Genomic DNA, 17,456 nt, shown 5'->3' on the forward strand with positions numbered 1-17,456 from the left:
ATCGAGCATACATCGCAGAGAGGATTATATGTTTGGTCGATGAGTAGTCAAGCCTAAAATGAACTCACTGCGTTCGGGCTTGACAACCCATCTTCCCAACCATGGGTAGTAGCTATGCGATGTATGCATAAGTATCAAGTGGCACTTGATAGATTTAATCATGGTGAAATTTAAAGAAACAATATTTAAATATCAAAGATCTTTATTAATCTTGTTAAAGGTCGACCTTTTTGGTTGATTACAAATCATATTATACGAGGGGGATTTATATTATGAATAAGGAGAAAAAAATAAGGGGAGTAAACCTGGGTGGCTGGCTAGTACTGGAAAAGTGGATGACGCCATCTCTTTTTGAAGGTTTAAAGGCCGTAGATGAGACGACTTTTTGTCAGGAACTTGGTCCAAAAGCAGAAGAACGCTTACGGAAGCATTGGGAGACGTTTATAACAGAAGAGGATTTTAAATGGTTGGCAAACGTTGATATAAATGCTGTACGTATACCAGTTGGGCACTGGATTTTCGGGGATACAAAACCTTATGTCGGAGCTATAGATGTATTGGATTGGGCGGTAAAGACGGCTTCGCGGTATGGCATAGGGGTGCTTTTAGACTTACATGCGGCTCCTGGATGCCAGAATGGTTTTGACAACGGAGGTATAATGGGTGTTATGGAGTGGCATAAACATCCGGAAAATGTAGCGAGGTCTCTGGACGTCATTGAGCGGTTGGCACAGCGGTATGCGGTTTATGATAACGTGATCGGAGTAGAACTTTTAAATGAACCACGCTGGGATGTGCCAGAAGATATATTAAAGGACTACTACATAAGAGGTTATGAAAGGGTCAGAAAGCATATGAATGAAGATGTGGCAGTGGTCATACACGATGGATTTAGGCCTCTGATATGGGATGGCTTTATGTCAGAACCTGAGTTTTCAAATGTAATTTTGGATACCCATATGTATCAATGTTTTACAGACGAGGATAAAAACAAAGATGTACTGGGACACGTAGAAAAGGCGCTAAAGAGAAAAGAGGAGCTCTATGAGATAGGGCGACAATTGCCTACATATGTGGGTGAATGGTCGTTAGGTCTTGATGGTAATTCTTTGAGAGGATTAAGTACTTTCCAAAAGGAAGCAGCGATGAGGGCTTTTGGCTCGTCACAGCTTTTGGGCTACGAAAACGCCGCGGGCTGGTTTTTCTGGAGCTATAAAATTGAGGTGGATAGCAACAATGAATGGAAGTGCCAGTGGGATTTCAGAGAGTGTGTAAAAAGAGGATGGTTGCCCCATAGATATATATAATTTTCGACTATGTTCGACACGAGTTTTGTAAATGTAATATTTTTGAATTTTTATGCAAAATAAAGTCGAAAAAAAAATTCTGAAAAAAAGAAGGATTATGTGAAAACGTATAGAATAGATAAAATATGTTTATTTACTTCATTTTTATTATTAATGTTTAGAGGGGGATTAAAGTGTATAAAACGGACGCCAAGGAAAATCTGAGTTATGAGTACGAAATGGTGGAAAACTGCGTGACGCTGTATGTTGGAGATCGCCTCGCAGTTATACCGGGATTCGGGATCAAGATTACTGTCATTGACAGCCATGGGACAGAGTATTCTCAGGTTTATGAAAAGATTAGCCCGTATAGGGAAAAGGTGGAACAACTTATCGCGCGCTTTGCTAACCTGGCTCTTTCACCGTATCATCTGTGGGAAGTAATGGACGATATTATAGAGGAGTACATAGTTGACTTTGATTTATGTGCAAGTGAAAGCATAGATACATTTTTATACAAAAATGTAGAAGTAGCGATATAAATTTTTATAGTCCACTTGATGTGGACTATTATTTTTGTGCTATAATAGTAAAGGAGATGTACAAAGGTGGGTTATTATGCAAAAGATATTTGCTTTTATTATGGCAGTGATGTTTATAGTTTCGATGGTGGTAGCGCTTCTGCTTACCAACTTGCAGGTGGTGGCATTTAACGATGCGTTTTATAGAATGGAGTTTAAGAAGTATAATATATCAAGAAACGTTAAAATATCATACGATGAATTGGTTGCTATTTCGAAAGATATACAGGAGTACCTGTTAGGGAAAAGAGGCGATCTTAATATAGTTGTAAACATAGAAGGTAAGGATAAGCTTTTATTTGACAGGCGTGAACTCAGGCATATGGAGGATGTGAGAGATCTTTTTAAAAAAGGCTTTTTGGTGAGAAACATATCAACAGGGCTTCTGATTATCTCAATTATATATTTTTGGATAAAAAAGAGAGATTTTTTGTATGTGCTGATAAAGTGGTTGGCCATTTTATCTGCCGTTATTACAGGTATTGTTTTTATCTTGTTTTACGTGGATTTTAATAGGTATTTTACCTATTTTCATTTGATTTTTTTTAATAATAATTTATGGCTATTAGATCCTTCAAAAGAGATGCTGGTGAACCTCTTTCCACAGGGTTTCTTTAGCGATGCAGCTTTTTATATTATTGCAGGATACCTTTTAGAACTGATTATAGTTTTATTCATAGCCAGAAGATTTTATAAAAGAATTTGAAGATTTGATTTTATTGTGTTGGTAGGAGGAACAATCTATGGTTAAGGTAGCAACGGGCGAACAGATGCGGGAAATAGATAAATACACAATTGAGACGTTAGGAATACCCGGCATTGTTTTGATGGAAAATGCTGCGCTTTCTGTTGTGAATCAGATAATTTCTAGAGGAAATTTTAAATCTGCTGTTGTCTTTGCTGGCAGTGGCAATAATGGTGGTGATGGATTTGCTATTGCAAGACATTTATTTAACAAAGGATATGATATAAAGGTTTTTGTACTTAATAACATGTCATCTATAAAAGGAGACGCAAAAATAAATCTGGATATATTATTTAAAATGGGCGTTTATGTCATGGAGGTTTCGCAAAAAGAAAACCTGAAATTTGCTGAAAAATCTGTTAAAGAGTGCGATGTCATTATTGATGCTATTTTTGGCACAGGCTTTAAGGGCGAAGTAAGAGGAATAACTAAAGATGTCATTGATATAATAAATGGTGCAAAAAAATACGTTGTATCTGTGGATATTCCTTCAGGTGTAGAAGCCGATACAGGTAAAGTTTATGGGACATGTGTTAAAGCTGATTTGACAATTACATTTCAATTACCTAAAATAGGACTTGTAGTACATCCTGGGTTAGACATGGTAGGGGAGTTAATTGTAAGCGATATTGGCATACCCCAGCAGGCAATAAATACTCAAGACATAAAGATTGTGCTCAACGACCAGGAGACGGCATCAAAGTGCTTTCTTAAAAGAGAGGAAAATACCCACAAAGGGACATATGGAAAAGCTTTAATCATTGCCGGTTCCCGCGGAATGACAGGTGCTGCGGTTATGGCAGCGACGTCCTGCCTGAGGACTGGCGCAGGGTTGGTTTACCTTGCCGTGCCAGATGATGTGTTAAACTCTGTGGAAGGAATGGCTTTGGAAGTGGTCAAGATAGGTTATAGCAGATTTGAAGATCTGTATGAGCACATCGCAAACTGTGATGCTATAGCGATAGGTCCTGGCATGGGGCAATCGGAAGCTGCTGGTTCGATTATATCAAAAGTAATTGAGGCGTCCCACAGACCTATGGTTTTAGATGCAGATGCCTTGAATTTTCTATCAAGAAATCAAGATCTTTTGAAATTTATAAAAGCGCCATTTATAGTAACGCCTCATCCTGGAGAAATGGCTAGGCTTATAAATGCCACAGTGGAACAGGTACAATCAGACAGGATAAATGTCGCGTTAGAATTTGCGCAGAGGTATAAGTCGATTACGGTACTTAAAGGTTCGAGAACAATCATTGCATCCGATAAAGGTGTTGTAATAAATACCACGGGTAATCCTGGTATGGCTACAGCTGGTTCGGGAGATGTTCTCACTGGAATAATCACAGGACTTTTGGCACTAGGATGCGAACCTCTATTGGCGGCTACAGGCGGTGTCTTCTTACACGGTATGGCGGGAGATATTGCTAAAGAAAAAAATGGTGAATATGGGATGATAGCCGGTGATATAATAAAATATATACCCGAGGCCATTAAAAAGCTGCAAGAAAAGTAAAAGATAATAGGAATACAAACGGGTACATAGTCATATATATTTATCGCACAAGAGAGGAGAAAGAAATTGAAAGATTTTTTGAGACCGGTATGGGCTGAGGTAAATTTAGACAACATTCGCTACAATCTACGAAAAGTTAGAGAGTCCCTGAATAAAGGTGTTGAAATCATTGCTGTAGTAAAAGCAGATGCTTACGGACATGGGGCGGTACAGGTATCCAGGGTTCTGGTTGATGAAGGTGTGAAATACCTGGCTGTGGCGATTTTGGATGAAGCGATTGAACTCAGAGAAAACGGGATTGATGTACCTATATTGATTTTGGGATATACACCAGAAGACCAATTAAAATACGTGGTAGAATATGATATATCTCAGACGGTATTTGACTTAAATTATGTCAGGAGGATATCGCAGGAAGCTACTATCAGGCATAAGAAGACAAAGATACATGTGAAGATAGATACAGGTATGGGGAGAATAGGATATACCGATTATGAAAGAGCGAGGCAGGAAATACGACAGATGGCCTCATTGCCAGGGATACAGGTGGAAGGTATATTTACGCACTTTGCGGCGGCCGATGAAAGGGACAAAACCTATACTTATAAACAATATGAGCTTTTTAGAAATTTAGTCGATGATTTGGAAAAAGAGATAGAAATACCTTTGAGGCATGTTTCAAATAGTGCAGCAATACTGGACTTACCCGAGATGGAGCTGGACGCCGTGCGGCCGGGAATAATTCTATACGGCCATTACCCGTCAGATGAAGTTTCAAAATCTATACCGCTTAGACCAGCAATGTCTCTAAAAAGCAAGGTAATCCATGTAAAAAGCGTGGAGCCGGGTGCATACATAAGCTACGGAAGGAGGTTTAAAACAAGGAGGAAAAGCGTTATAGCGACGGTGCCGATTGGTTATGCCGATGGTTTCACCAGGATGTTAACTGGTAAGGCGAGGGTATTGATAAAAGGGCAGTTTGCTCCTGTGGTAGGTACCATATGTATGGATCAGATGATGGTTGACGTTACAGACGTAGAAGGGGTCAGGATGGGTGAAGAAGTTGTTTTATTCGGCATGAGTGGTAATAGCACTTTGCCTGTTGAGGAAATTGCCGATAAGCTTGGCACTATTAATTACGAGGTATTGTGCATGGTGGGCAAAAGGGTCCCGAGGGTTTATATTGGCAGTTGACAGGATATATACTGTAATATATAATAAGATATATCAGTATGAGGAGGTCTATAGAGTGGGCGCCAATAAAAGAATTCTTGTCAGTCTTCCTGAAAGTTTATTAGAAGAGGTGGATCATATTGCCTCTATAGAAAATTGTAATAGGTCTGAGTTTATACGCGAAGCCATGAAGCTTTATATAAAAGAAAAAAAGAAGATGCAGATTAGAGAAAGCATGAAAAAAGGTTATATGGAGATGGCTGCGATAAATATAGAACTGGCAGAACTGGGATTTACCGCAGAAAATGAGTGCATCACTACTTACGAAATAAAATTATCAAAGTGTGATTGATATGATTATAAGGCGAGGAGATGTTTTTTACGCAGATTTAAGCCCTGTTATCGGGTCCGAACAGGGAGGTGTAAGGCCAGTTCTGATAATACAAAACGACATCGGCAATAAGTATAGCCCGACTGTTATTGTCGCTGCGATAACATCGCAGATAAATAAGGCTAAGTTGCCCACTCATGTCGAAATCTCAGGTACAGATATTGGACTTTCCAAGGATTCTGTAATACTTTTGGAGCAGGTTAGGACTATTGACAAAAAACGTTTGCGCGAAAAGATAGGTCATCTGGAAAATGACATAATGGAAAAGGTAAATGAAGCCATCCAGATCAGTATGGGTCTGATAGATTTTTAAGGATATTCTATGTGAATGTCCTTTAATTTTTTACCTTTTGCTGATATAATATTATATGGTATAGGAGTGATTGTGTTGAAAATAAAAAAGTACATATTGATAGGCGTATTTTTTGCTGTGGTTGGATCATTCTGGCTTTATAAAAACACATTTGCAGATACAGCAGATCCCGGAAGTCAGCAGGATCCTTTGGTGACTAAAAGTTATGTGGATGCAAAAATCTCGCAGATACAGAATTCGCTGCAAGGTTGGGAAATCATCTATTTAAAAAATTCTCAGAGCCTTATTTTGGATGCTGGAACTCAGATTATTGTAAGAGGCGGAAAGGCATCGATAATATCAGGTCCTGATGGGTTATCTGATGTTACAAAGGGCGAAGATCTTAAAAATGGAGCTATAGTTCCTTTTAACCATCTCTTGATAACTCCCAGGTCTGATGGGAGAGGGATAAAGGCTATAAGCGATACAGTGATTGTGATGGTCAAAGGCAGTTATACTGTAAAGTAGATAAAATTTACTGATGGAGAGGGTATTTAATGAGGGTTGTAATATCAGGATATTATGGTTTTGGAAACACTGGAGATGAAGCTATTTTAAGGGCAATTGTAAACTCTATGAAAAGCGAAAGACCGGATTTGGATATCATAGTTTTATCTAATAATCCAGCTGAGACAGCAAAGATGCATGATGTCAAAGCCATTAATCGCATGGATATACGCAGTATATGGACAACCCTCTCCCATTCTGATATGCTGATAAGCGGTGGCGGCGGATTATTACAGGATGTTACAAGTTTTAGAAACATTTTGTATTATAGTGGAATAATATATATGGCATGGCTTTTGAAAAAGCCCATTATGTATTATGCTAATGGCGTTGGCCCTATAAATATTGGTTTTAATAGATTATTGGTAAGAAATATTAGCAATAAAGCACAGGTAATTACTGTAAGAGATCTTTTATCAAAGCGTCAATTAGATGAAATAGGTGTAAAAACTGACGTATTTATAACAGCAGATCCCGCATTTCTCTTGAAAGTCCCGGAGGATATTAATGTAGAGGATATCTATGAAAAAGAAGGTATCCCATTAAACAATAAAATATTAGGTATTTCTATTCGCAAGTGGAAAAACTTTGATTATGTAAAAGAAGCGTTGAAAGATTTTGTGAATAAAGTACGGAACATAGAGGATTTTAATATAGTTTTTTTACCGATGCAAAAGAATGAAGATTTGCGTGCGTGCGAGGAGATTTCAAGGGACCTGGAAAGATCTTATGTTATAAAGGGCAATTATGATGTATATGAAGTGCTGGGTATTGTAAGTAAATTTGATTATATGATAGGAATGAGATTACATGCGATGATTTTTTCTGTTTTAAATGGTGTGCCTGTTATCGGCATATCCTATGATCCTAAAATTGATAATTTTTTTAACATTATAGGACAGCAATATCTTAATCATATCGATGAAGTAAATAGTGAAAGATTGTTGAACCAGTTTTTGGATGTCGTTATGCATAAAAATGAGATATCAAGATGTCTTAAAAGAAAAGCAGAAGAATTGAGACAGAAAGCAATGGAAAACAACAAGATAGCTTTTAGCGTGCTAGAAAGGCAGAGATGGTTACATGATTGAAAATAAGAGGAATCTGGTCAATATTTTGGGAGTACCTGTTGACAATATAGAAATGGGAGAAGCGCTGGATTTAATCGAAAAGTTTATCCTCGAACTAGATGATATTCGATGCCGTGTCGTGTATACTCCTAACCCGGAGATGATTATGAAAGCCCAGGAAGATAAGGAGCTTATGGAGATATTAAATGACAGCGACCTAAACGTCCCAGATGGTATAGGCGTTGTTATAGCTTCCAGGTTGTTAAACCAACCTTTAAAGGCGCGTGTTGCTGGGTATGATTTGATGATGGAGATTATAAAGCTCTGCCATAAGAAAGGTTACTCTATATGCTTTTTAGGTGGATCTCCAGGAGTTGCTGAAGAAGCTAAAAGAAGGATTCAAGAGCAATTTAAGGGAATAAAGGTGACAGGTGCATACCATGGCTATTATCCGCCGGACTATGAAGAAGTGCTTTTACAGGAGATAAACATAAAAGCGCCTGATGTATTGTTTGTAGGAATGGGTGTACCAAAACAGGAAAAGTGGATACAAAAGTACAAAGGAGAATTATATTCTGGCGTCTGTATGGCGGTAGGCGGCAGTATTGATGTGTTGGCGGGCAAAGTAAAAAGAGCTCCAAAAATTTTTCAACGCCTGGGATTGGAATGGCTATACCGCCTGATAACACAACCCTGGAGGTATAAAAGGATGCTTGCTCTCCCGCGGTTTATGATGCGAATTTTAAACGAGCGCAAAAGGGTGATGAAATGACAGAAAGTATTAGAGAAAAAATCACGGATTTTATAGGAATTTCTTTTGGTACGCTGCTTACGGCTCTTTCACTAAATCTTTTTTTACAACCGAATCAAATAGCTCCAGGTGGAGTCAGTGGTTTTGCTATAGAGATAAATTACCTGACAGGTTGGCCTGTAGGTACGTTGACGATACTGATCAATGTGCCGTTGTTTTTGATTGCCATAAGGGTATTAGGTGCTAAATTTGGTATCAAGACGTTTTATGCTACAATTTTATTAGGTGTGCTTATTGATTTAACGTCGAGCATGCGCCCCCTTACCCATGATGCTATTCTGGCCACAGTATACGGGGGGCTTTTAATGGGTTTGGGGCTTGGAATTGTTATAAAGTACCATGCCACAACCGGTGGAACAGATCTGGCAGCAATGGTATTACATAAGTATATAAGGAAATTAACGGTAGGGCGCTTGTTACTTATAATTGATTTTGTTATAATAGCACTGGCAGGTATTATATTTAATCCAGAAAAGGCATTATATGCCCTTGCTGCAGAATTTTTGTCGATAAAATTGATAGATATCATACAAGAGGGTATAACTACTAATAGAGTTGCGCTTATAATCTCCAAAAGACATAAGGAGATAACGGCTAAAATAATGAAAGAATTGGATAGAGGTGCGACATTACTGGATGGGACAGGAGCTTTTTCGGGCCATCACAGGGATATAATAATGTGTGTCGTTGACAAAAGCCAGGTCGTGAAGCTAAGAGAGATTGTAAAGGAATTTGACGAAAGGGCTTTTGTTGTCATACTGGATGCATATGATGTGATTGGAGAGGGATTTAATAAGATATAGGAGGTTAAAAACCATGGACAACGAGAAATTAGCTCACATTGCGACAGAGGTCAGAAGAAACATAATAAAGTCCGTGACGGCAGCAAAATCAGGACATCCGGGCGGATCACTGTCAGCAACTGATATCTTGGTTACTTTGTACTTTGAGATCATGAATATCGACCCTAAAAATCCAAAATGGGAAGAGAGAGACAGATTTGTGCTGTCAAAAGGCCATGCGGCGCCGGCACTTTATGCTGTACTGGCTGAACGAGGTTATTTCCCAAAAGAAGAATTAATGAAATTAAGGCAGACAGGAGCCATGTTACAGGGACACCCTGATATGAAGAGCACACCGGGGGTAGATATGACCACAGGTTCGCTGGGACAAGGGCTATCTGCAGCCAATGGGATGGCATTAGCGGCGAAATTGGACAAAAAAAGCTATAGGGTTTATGTGATGCTGGGCGATGGAGAAATACAGGAAGGCATGATATGGGAGGCAGCTATGACCTCGGCTCACTACAAGTTGGACAACCTCACAGCCTTTTTGGATTATAATAAGTTACAGATAGACGGTACTAACGACGAAGTAATGACCGTAGAGCCAGTGGTAGACAAATGGAAAGCTTTTGGATGGAATGTACTGGAAATAGATGGTCACAATTACGATCAAATAAGAGATGCAGTAAAAAAGGCAAAGGAGACAAAAGGTAAGCCCACAATGATAATAGCCCACACCGTAAAAGGCAAAGGGGTATCATTCATGGAAAACCAGGTAGGATGGCATGGCAGCGCGCCCAATGAAGAACAGATGGAGAGAGCACTTTTAGAATTGGGGGATGGAAATGAGCAATAAAATAGCGACAAGAGAATCTTACGGTAAAGCATTGGCAGAATTAGGAGAGACGAATAAAGATATAGTTGTTCTTGACGCCGATTTATCAAAATCCACCAAAACAGCAGATTTTGCAAAAAAATTTCCCGAGAGATTTTTCAATGTAGGCATATCAGAACAGGATCTCATGGGAACGGCGGCGGGTTTTGCTACGTGCGGGAAAATACCTTTTGCCAGTTCCTTTGCGATATTTGCCACAGGCAGGGCGTTTGAACAGATCAGGAATTCTATAGCTTATCCAAGGCTAAATGTAAAGATTGCAGCGACTCATGCGGGGATTACAGTAGGAGAAGACGGAGCGACTCACGAATCGGTAGAGGATATTGCTATAATGAGGGCGATACCTGGTATGGTCGTTATAAACCCGGCAGACGATGTAGAGACGAAAGCTGCGATAAAAGCGGCAGCAGAATACTATGGGCCTGTTTATATCCGATTAGGTAGATTGAGCGTACCTGTAATATACGAGGCTGATGGCTACAAATTCGAGATAGGGAAAGGCATCGTATTGAGAGAGGGAAGTGATGTAACCATAATAGCCACAGGGATAATGGTAGCGGCGGCGTTAGAGGCCCATGAAATATTAAAAAGCAAGGGGATAAGCGCAAAGGTCATCGATATACACACCATAAAACCTATTGATGAAGAGCTGATAATCAAATCGGCGTGGGAGACAGGAGCCATAGTGACGGCAGAGGAGCATAGTATAATAGGAGGATTGGGTTCGGCTGTTTGTGAGGTGGTCAGTGAAAGGGTTCCTGTTCCTGTAAGGCGCGTAGGAATAAAGGATCAGTTTGGACAGTCAGGTAAACCCGATGAGCTGTTGAAGCTATATCATCTTACTCCTGAGGATATTGTAAATGAGGTAATAGGGGTATTAAAATTAAAAAAGCGTGATTGATGCATTATGTTCCAGGCTTAGAGGCAAACTATAAAAGAATCTGATGATTCTTTTATAGTTTTTTTGTTAAAATAAAATATAATAATTATTAAAAAAAACTCTTTACAAATCAATAAAAATTATGTATACTAAGATTAGTAAAGAAAAATAATAAATACATAAAAATTATTAATTGGGGGTAATGAGTATGAGAGAGATGACAAAAGCAAATTTAGCTAATGCATTTGCAGGTGAAAGTCAGGCGCATATGAGATATTTAATTTTTTCTGATAAGGCCGAAAAAGAGGGTAAGGCTAATATTGCCAGATTGTTTAAAGCAATAGCTTATGCCGAACAGGTACACGCGACCAATCATTTTAAGACATTAGGTGAGTTGAGTGACACGAAGGACAATCTGGAAAAAGCTATCTCTGGAGAAAACTTTGAAGTAAATGAGATGTATCCAGCCTATGATGCAGTAGCAAATCTTCAGAGTGAAAAACAGGCTGTGAAGAGCATTCATTACGCTATAGAAGCGGAGAAAATTCACGAAAAGTTGTATTCAGAGGCCAGAGAAGCGGCAGTAAAGGATCAAGACATTAATATAGGCAAGGTCTATGTATGCCCGGTATGCGGATACACAGTGGTTGGTGAGGCACCGGATACATGCCCTATATGCGGCACTAAAAAGGAAATGTTCAAGGAGTTTTAAGCGAAGGTTAACCAAAAATAATGAGAGGAGAGTTGTAAAGTGGAAATAGGTCAGATATACAAATGCGATAAATGCGGTAATATCGTTGAAGTCCTGCATGTTGGTGGCGGAGATTTGATTTGTTGTGGTGAGCCGATGGTGTTGCTTCAGGAGAAATCAGGTGATACGGGTAAGGAAAAGCATATGCCTGTTATTGAGAGGGATGGCGATATAGTAACTGTAAAAGTAGGCAGCGTACTACATCCGATGGAGGAAAAACATTATATAGAGTTTATTGAACTTTATGCGGATGGGAAAATATATAGAAAAGATCTCAAGCCAGGAGATTTGCCTCAGGCACAATTTGAAGTAAAGGATGCTGTTGATGTAAGAGCAAGGTCATATTGTAACCTTCATGGTTTGTGGCGTTCATAAGATATTATTACAAAAAAGGTCCTTATAAAAGGACCTTTTTTGTATGTTTATATCAACCTTTTATTTTTAAATCTTTTTATAAAAAATGAGCTTTATAGTGATTTAAATATAATCTCATATCTACAGGAAAAATAATACCGAAATCGTTGTAAAACGAAGAATGAGAGAGTAATAAAGAGAAAAAGGACAAAAAGCCTGGGAAAACGAATGTATATGTGGTGATTTTAAAGTTGAACTATGAAAATATATGGTATATACTTATAATAGATTAACAAAAATAATTGCTTAAAATAAGATAAAATGTATAGGAAGTGAGGATTGATTTTTAAAAAAAAGAGGGTGATAAGCTTTTGAAAACGGTATAGTATCCACAAAAAATAAAACGTTTTAGGCAAGGGGTGAAATGATATGCTTTCAAAATTTGAAAAACGGGAACAAAGGTTATTTTACATTTTTATTGCTCCCTGGATTATAGGTTTTATAGTGTTTACACTGTATCCTTTACTCTCATCGCTTTACCTGAGCTTTACGCAATACGATATTGTAAACGCTCCGAAATATGTGGGCCTTCAGAATTTTAAAGATTTGTTTCATGACGAGCTTTTTTATAGATCTATTAAGGCAACGTTGTATTACACATTGGTAAGCGTTCCTGTAGGACTGATACTGTCGATATGTGTAGCACTTTTGGTCAACCAAAAGGTTCCGGGCCAGAGATTTTTCAGGACGGCAATATATCTCCCAACAGTTGTTGGCGGTGTTGCAATGTCGTTGCTCTGGTTGTGGATATTGAATCCTGATTTAGGTATATTAAATTATTTGTTGCAGAAGTTTTTCCATATAAAAGGACCTCAGTGGCTGTTGGATGAAAAATGGGCTATACCTTCATTGATACTTATGAGCTTATGGGGTGTAGGTCAGGGAATGGTTATTTTCCTAGCGTCACTTCAGGGGGTACCGAAATCGCTTTACGAAGCCGCTTTACTAGATGGAGCTAACAGCTGGCAGAGGTTCTGGAACGTTACGTTTCCGATGATTTCGCCTGTTGTATTGTTCCAGCTTATAACCGGCATTATAGGTTCGTTTCAGGTATTTACCCAGGCGTTTGTTATGACACAGGGTGGACCACATTATGCGACATTGTTCTACGTATATTACCTCTATCAGAATGCATTTAGCAATTTTAAAGTCGGTTATGCATCGGCTATGGCCTGGTTATTATTGGTATCGGTTGCTATATTGACTTACATTATTATGAAATTTTCAAACAGTTTTGTTTACTACGAAGGAGGGAAAAACTGATGATTAATCACGCATTGGATAGACCCGTTCATCCTGTTAAGAGGAAAAAGCGGATTGATATTGGTGCGATCATTGCTTTTATAGTATTAGTATTGTTTTCAATACTGATGTTGCTACCGGTTTTCTTCATGGTATCGACAGCTTTAAAGAGCGATTCAGAAATGCTGGTTTTCCCTCCTACGTGGATACCGCATCCTTTTGTGTGGAGTAACTTTACGAGGCTTTTTAGCGAGCTGGCTTTTGGAACGTACTTTAAAAATAGCATAATATACGCTGTATTTGCGGTACTGGGTGAATTGATTTCGTCGTCTCTGGTTGCTTATGGGTTTGCCAGGTTTAGGGCAAAGGGGAAAAACATTTTGTTTATGATATTATTATCAACAATGATGCTTCCATATCCGGCTGTTATGATCCCTCAGTTCTTGCTATTTAAGAAGCTGGGGTGGGTAGATACGCTACTTCCTTTAATTGTTCCAACCTATTTTGGATCAGCGTACTTGATATTCTTATTAAGACAGTTTTTCACCACATTGCCTGAAGAGCTATTTGAAGCAGCCAGACTGGATGGGTGCAGCGAATTCAGGATGTTCTGGCAGATAGCTTTACCGCTATCAGGCGCAGCATTGGCTACAGCGGCTATATTCTCCTTTGTGTACCACTGGAATAACCTGCTGGCACCGGTTATATACCTAAGCTCTGAGTCATCTTATACGCTGCCTATAGGGATGGCCAGCATGAGATCGCTTTATAGGATTGTACCGTGGAATTTGTTGATGGTAGCATCCATTTATGCAGTGTTGCCTATAGTACTTTTGTTCTTCTTCTTCCAGAGGTACTTTGTCGAAGGCATTGTTTTAACAGGGTCAAAAGGTTGATGATTTTTGAACCTTTTTGGGGGAGGTGATGTGGTTTACCAGTAGTAAATTGATATTTTGCAATAAGATCGACGACAAATTTATTATATGAAAAGGAGGAAAATTTGATGAAGAAACTGATATCAGTGGCACTTGTGTCAATGATGGTTCTTTCGGTTATTTTGGCAGGATGTTCATCAGGGTCCAAGACATCCTCAAGCAATACCAGCAATGGTGGGGGATCCAATAAAGTAGTCACGATTACTCATTATACAATAAACGCTCCGGATAAAATATTTATTAAAAAGCTGATTCCCGATTTTGAGAAGACCCATCCAAATATAAAAGTAAATGTGGTGGCAGTACCATGGGATCAGTTTGATCCAAAGTTACAGACGATGATCGCCGGCGGCAATCCACCTGATGTTACATCTCATTGGGGATCTGGCGGATTTATGGAATATTACAACAAAGGTATGTTGACGGATTTAACTCCTTTAATGAAAAAGAATAATTTTGACCCCGTTTCGATTGGGATTCCTCAAAAGGAATTGGATTCATATAACGTAAATGGAAAGCAGTATGGTATTCCTGTTTACGCATATGTTTCAGTGTTAGCTTACAATCAAGATTTATTTAAGAAAGCGGGATTGCCCAATCCTCCGTCAAGCTATGAGGATAAGAGCTGGACTTTTGACAAAATGGTTGAGTATGCGAAAAAATTAACCATTGTATCCAAAGATCCTTCAAAAGTACAGTACGGTTTAAACTGGGCATGGGGCTCTAATGATATGAACCCAATATACTTTGGCGCAAAGATTTATTCTGATGATACCTGGACAAACGGTGGAAAGCCATCGCAGAATTTCTTTGCCTCACCCGAAGCCACAAATGCTGTACAAAGGATAGCAGATCTTGTATGGAAGGATAAGGTGATGCCTTCACCTGCTATGTCTCAGGCTCTGGCCAGTGGCAGTGATGTGTTCTTCACAGGCAAGGTAGGAATGGAAGTCAATGGCGGGTGGGTATTGACGGGTGCCGGCAGTGTTAAATTTAAAGTAGGTGTCGCGGCAATACCTGTAGGTAACGATCCTAATGTGAGAGACGTAACGTATGTTGATCCTCTGTTTATTTTAAAGGGCAGCAAACATCCTGATGAAGCATTCCAGTGGATAATGTACCTGTTGCAGAAAGATGTACAAGAAAAATCTGTTAAACTCAGCGGTGGTACACCTCCTGCTAATACCAATGCATTGGAGGCGTATTACAACAACTTCCCAACAATAAACAAGGATGATCTGAAGAATGTTGTAGAAGGTGGATTAAAGTATGGTACAGAGTCATACAACCACTTGATCACAAATTATACGCAAATCAGGACGTTAGTTGATAACGAAATTAACCAGGTATTAAATGGCAAGAAGAAAGCATCAGAGGTAACACCTGGCCTGCAGCAGAAGTTAAACGATCTTTTCAAAAACAATAAATAGTATATAATATGCATAGATTCTTTTAAGAATCTATGCATATTGTTTCTTATAATGTTTTCCTGAGTGATATAATTAAATAAGAAAAAAATTTATAAGAGAGGAGATATAGTATGGTACATAAATTTCCTGACGATTTTGTATGGGGTACAGCGACAGCTGCGTACCAAATAGAAGGTGCAGCCAATGAAGACGGCAGGGGAGAATCTATATGGGACCGTTTTTCTCATATACCCGGTAATGTATGGAATAATCAAAATGGTGACGTAGCATGTGATCACTATCACAGATACAAAGAAGATGTTCAAATATTAAAAGAGATGGGTGTTAAAGGCTACCGTTTTTCTATCTCCTGGCCAAGGGTTATACCTGATGGAACAGGTAAAATAAATCAAAAGGGTGTTGATTTCTACAACAATTTAATAGATGAATTGTTGAGACAAGGTATTCAACCATTTGTTACATTGTATCACTGGGATTTACCTCAGGCATTGCAGGATAGAGGCGGCTGGACCAATCGCGATACCACAGATTATTTTGCTGAATATGCTCAGCAAATGTTTAAGCAATATGGGGATAGGGTTAAACATTGGATAACCCATAACGAACCATGGTGCACGTCGTTTTTGGGTCACGCCATTGGCGTTCATGCACCGGGCTTAAAAGATTTTTCAGCTGCATTGTTGGCGGCTCACAACGTATTATTGTCTCACGGCAAAGCGGTAGAAGTATTTAGACAGATGGGATTGGATGGAAAAATCGGCATAACGTTAAACCTGACTCCGTCTTATCCGGCATCTAATAGCGCAGATGATTTACAAGCAGCAACGATATCAGATGGCTTTTCAAATAGGTGGTTTTTAGATCCTGTTTTCAAAGGACAATATCCTGATGATATGGTAAAAGTCTTTGGAACCTTTGCCAAAATACCTGAAATACAGGAAAGTGATATGAAGCTTATTTCATCAAATATTGATTTTCTCGGTATCAATTATTATAGCAGAAGCCTTGTAAAACATAACCCTGATGCCCAATTTGGTGTGGAAACACTTAAGCCTGAGGGCCAGTACACTGATATGGATTGGGAAGTATATCCCCAAGGGTTATATGATTTGCTTTTAAGGATTAAAAAGGATTATGGCGATATAGATCTATATATTACCGAAAACGGCGCCGCATTTAAGGATGTAGTAGAAAACGATCAAATTGATGATATAGACAGGTTAAATTATTTAAAGAAACACTTTGAGAAGGCAGCTGAGGCCATAAGAGATGGTGTTAAATTAAAAGGCTATTTTGTATGGTCTCTTATGGATAACTTCGAATGGGCTTTTGGTTATAGCAAGAGGTTTGGCCTCATTTATGTCGATTATGAGACACAAAGAAGGCTCTGGAAGAAAAGCGCTCGCTGGTACAAGGATGTCATCGCAAATAATTCCGTAGATTAATCTTTTGTTTGTATGCTTATGAATGCGATTGATAAAGACAAGCGGTGTAATGTCAAGTGGTATTTTTTGGAACCTTGAAAAATAAAGGCCTCAAAAACTCTAAAAAAGACAACACTTAATAAACCCACCATATATTGGATAATAATGGAAGGAAACTTAGCTGATATTCAGTTAAATGTATTTGCTAAATCTATCCATTACCTCCCGGTTGGTAGATTTGGCCTTTGCTCAGCAAGGCAAAGACCAGTCT

19 protein-coding genes are annotated in these 17,456 nt (G+C 38.8%); all 19 read left to right on the forward strand.

The window, feature by feature from the left end:
• Positions 1–272: 272 nt before the first annotated feature.
• The 19 genes from BUB87_RS12515 (at position 273) to BUB87_RS12605 (ending at position 17,206) form a co-directional block, all read left to right on the forward strand.
• Entirely contained in the window at positions 273–1,307 is a 1,035-nt protein-coding gene (locus tag BUB87_RS12515; RefSeq protein WP_073346114.1) for a glycoside hydrolase family 5 protein, read from the forward strand.
• A gap of 173 nt (positions 1,308–1,480) precedes the next feature.
• On the forward strand, positions 1,481–1,828 hold the full coding sequence (locus tag BUB87_RS12520; protein ID WP_073346116.1) for a DUF6514 family protein: 348 nt from the start codon (positions 1,481–1,483) through the stop codon (positions 1,826–1,828).
• Between the two features lie 76 nt (positions 1,829–1,904).
• Entirely contained in the window at positions 1,905–2,573 is a 669-nt protein-coding gene (locus tag BUB87_RS12525) for a TIGR01906 family membrane protein (RefSeq protein ID WP_073346119.1), read from the forward strand.
• Positions 2,574–2,610: 37 nt separating this feature from the next.
• Positions 2,611–4,125, forward strand: a complete 1,515-nt coding sequence (locus BUB87_RS12530; protein ID WP_073346121.1) for a bifunctional ADP-dependent NAD(P)H-hydrate dehydratase/NAD(P)H-hydrate epimerase — start codon at positions 2,611–2,613, stop codon at positions 4,123–4,125.
• 66 nt (positions 4,126–4,191) lie between these two features.
• Positions 4,192–5,319 carry an alanine racemase gene (gene alr, locus BUB87_RS12535; protein ID WP_073346124.1) on the forward strand — a complete coding sequence of 376 codons (1,128 nt, stop codon included), beginning with the start codon at positions 4,192–4,194 and terminating at the stop codon, positions 5,317–5,319.
• Between the two features lie 55 nt (positions 5,320–5,374).
• A complete protein-coding gene (locus BUB87_RS12540) occupies positions 5,375–5,650 on the forward strand; it encodes a CopG family ribbon-helix-helix protein (protein ID WP_073346127.1) in 276 nt (91 codons plus the stop codon).
• Between the two features lies 1 nt (position 5,651).
• A complete protein-coding gene (locus BUB87_RS12545) occupies positions 5,652–6,002 on the forward strand; it encodes a type II toxin-antitoxin system PemK/MazF family toxin (protein ID WP_073346130.1) in 351 nt (116 codons plus the stop codon).
• A 72-nt stretch (positions 6,003–6,074) separates the two neighbouring features.
• Positions 6,075–6,509, forward strand: coding sequence for a hypothetical protein (locus BUB87_RS12550; RefSeq protein WP_407641847.1), 435 nt, complete (start codon positions 6,075–6,077; stop codon positions 6,507–6,509).
• Positions 6,510–6,538: 29 nt separating this feature from the next.
• Positions 6,539–7,639: a polysaccharide pyruvyl transferase CsaB gene (gene csaB / locus BUB87_RS12555; RefSeq protein WP_073346132.1), complete on the forward strand. Its 1,101-nt coding sequence runs from the start codon at positions 6,539–6,541 to the stop codon at positions 7,637–7,639.
• Entirely contained in the window at positions 7,632–8,390 is a 759-nt protein-coding gene (locus tag BUB87_RS12560) for a WecB/TagA/CpsF family glycosyltransferase (RefSeq protein WP_073346135.1), read from the forward strand. The genes csaB and BUB87_RS12560 overlap by 8 nt, the downstream gene beginning before the upstream one ends.
• Positions 8,387–9,232, forward strand: coding sequence for a YitT family protein (locus tag BUB87_RS12565; RefSeq protein ID WP_073346137.1), 846 nt, complete (start codon positions 8,387–8,389; stop codon positions 9,230–9,232). The genes BUB87_RS12560 and BUB87_RS12565 overlap by 4 nt, the downstream gene beginning before the upstream one ends.
• A gap of 13 nt (positions 9,233–9,245) precedes the next feature.
• Positions 9,246–10,070 carry a transketolase gene (locus BUB87_RS12570; RefSeq protein WP_073346139.1) on the forward strand — a complete coding sequence of 275 codons (825 nt, stop codon included), beginning with the start codon at positions 9,246–9,248 and terminating at the stop codon, positions 10,068–10,070.
• Entirely contained in the window at positions 10,060–11,010 is a 951-nt protein-coding gene (locus BUB87_RS12575) for a transketolase family protein (RefSeq protein ID WP_073346141.1), read from the forward strand. Before BUB87_RS12570 ends, BUB87_RS12575 begins: the two co-directional genes overlap by 11 nt.
• Positions 11,011–11,197: 187 nt before the next feature.
• Complete coding sequence (locus tag BUB87_RS12580; protein ID WP_073346143.1) at positions 11,198–11,701, forward strand: rubrerythrin family protein; 504 nt, start codon at positions 11,198–11,200, stop codon at positions 11,699–11,701.
• Between the two features lie 39 nt (positions 11,702–11,740).
• The gene (locus BUB87_RS12585) at positions 11,741–12,115 is read left to right on the forward strand and encodes a desulfoferrodoxin (RefSeq protein ID WP_073346145.1); all 375 of its coding nucleotides are present in this window, start codon (positions 11,741–11,743) and stop codon (positions 12,113–12,115) included.
• A 408-nt stretch (positions 12,116–12,523) separates the two neighbouring features.
• Entirely contained in the window at positions 12,524–13,417 is an 894-nt protein-coding gene (locus BUB87_RS12590) for a carbohydrate ABC transporter permease (protein ID WP_073346148.1), read from the forward strand.
• Positions 13,417–14,292 carry a carbohydrate ABC transporter permease gene (locus BUB87_RS12595; RefSeq protein WP_073346150.1) on the forward strand — a complete coding sequence of 292 codons (876 nt, stop codon included), beginning with the start codon at positions 13,417–13,419 and terminating at the stop codon, positions 14,290–14,292. Before BUB87_RS12590 ends, BUB87_RS12595 begins: the two co-directional genes overlap by 1 nt.
• 107 nt (positions 14,293–14,399) lie before the next feature.
• A complete protein-coding gene (locus BUB87_RS12600) occupies positions 14,400–15,761 on the forward strand; it encodes an ABC transporter substrate-binding protein (protein ID WP_073346153.1) in 1,362 nt (453 codons plus the stop codon).
• Between the two features lie 110 nt (positions 15,762–15,871).
• Positions 15,872–17,206 carry a GH1 family beta-glucosidase gene (locus BUB87_RS12605; RefSeq protein WP_073346155.1) on the forward strand — a complete coding sequence of 445 codons (1,335 nt, stop codon included), beginning with the start codon at positions 15,872–15,874 and terminating at the stop codon, positions 17,204–17,206.
• Positions 17,207–17,456 lie beyond the last annotated feature (250 nt).

Source organism: Caldanaerobius fijiensis DSM 17918 (assembly GCF_900129075.1).
GTDB classification, from domain to species: Bacteria; Bacillota; Thermoanaerobacteria; order Thermoanaerobacterales; family Caldanaerobiaceae; genus Caldanaerobius; species Caldanaerobius fijiensis.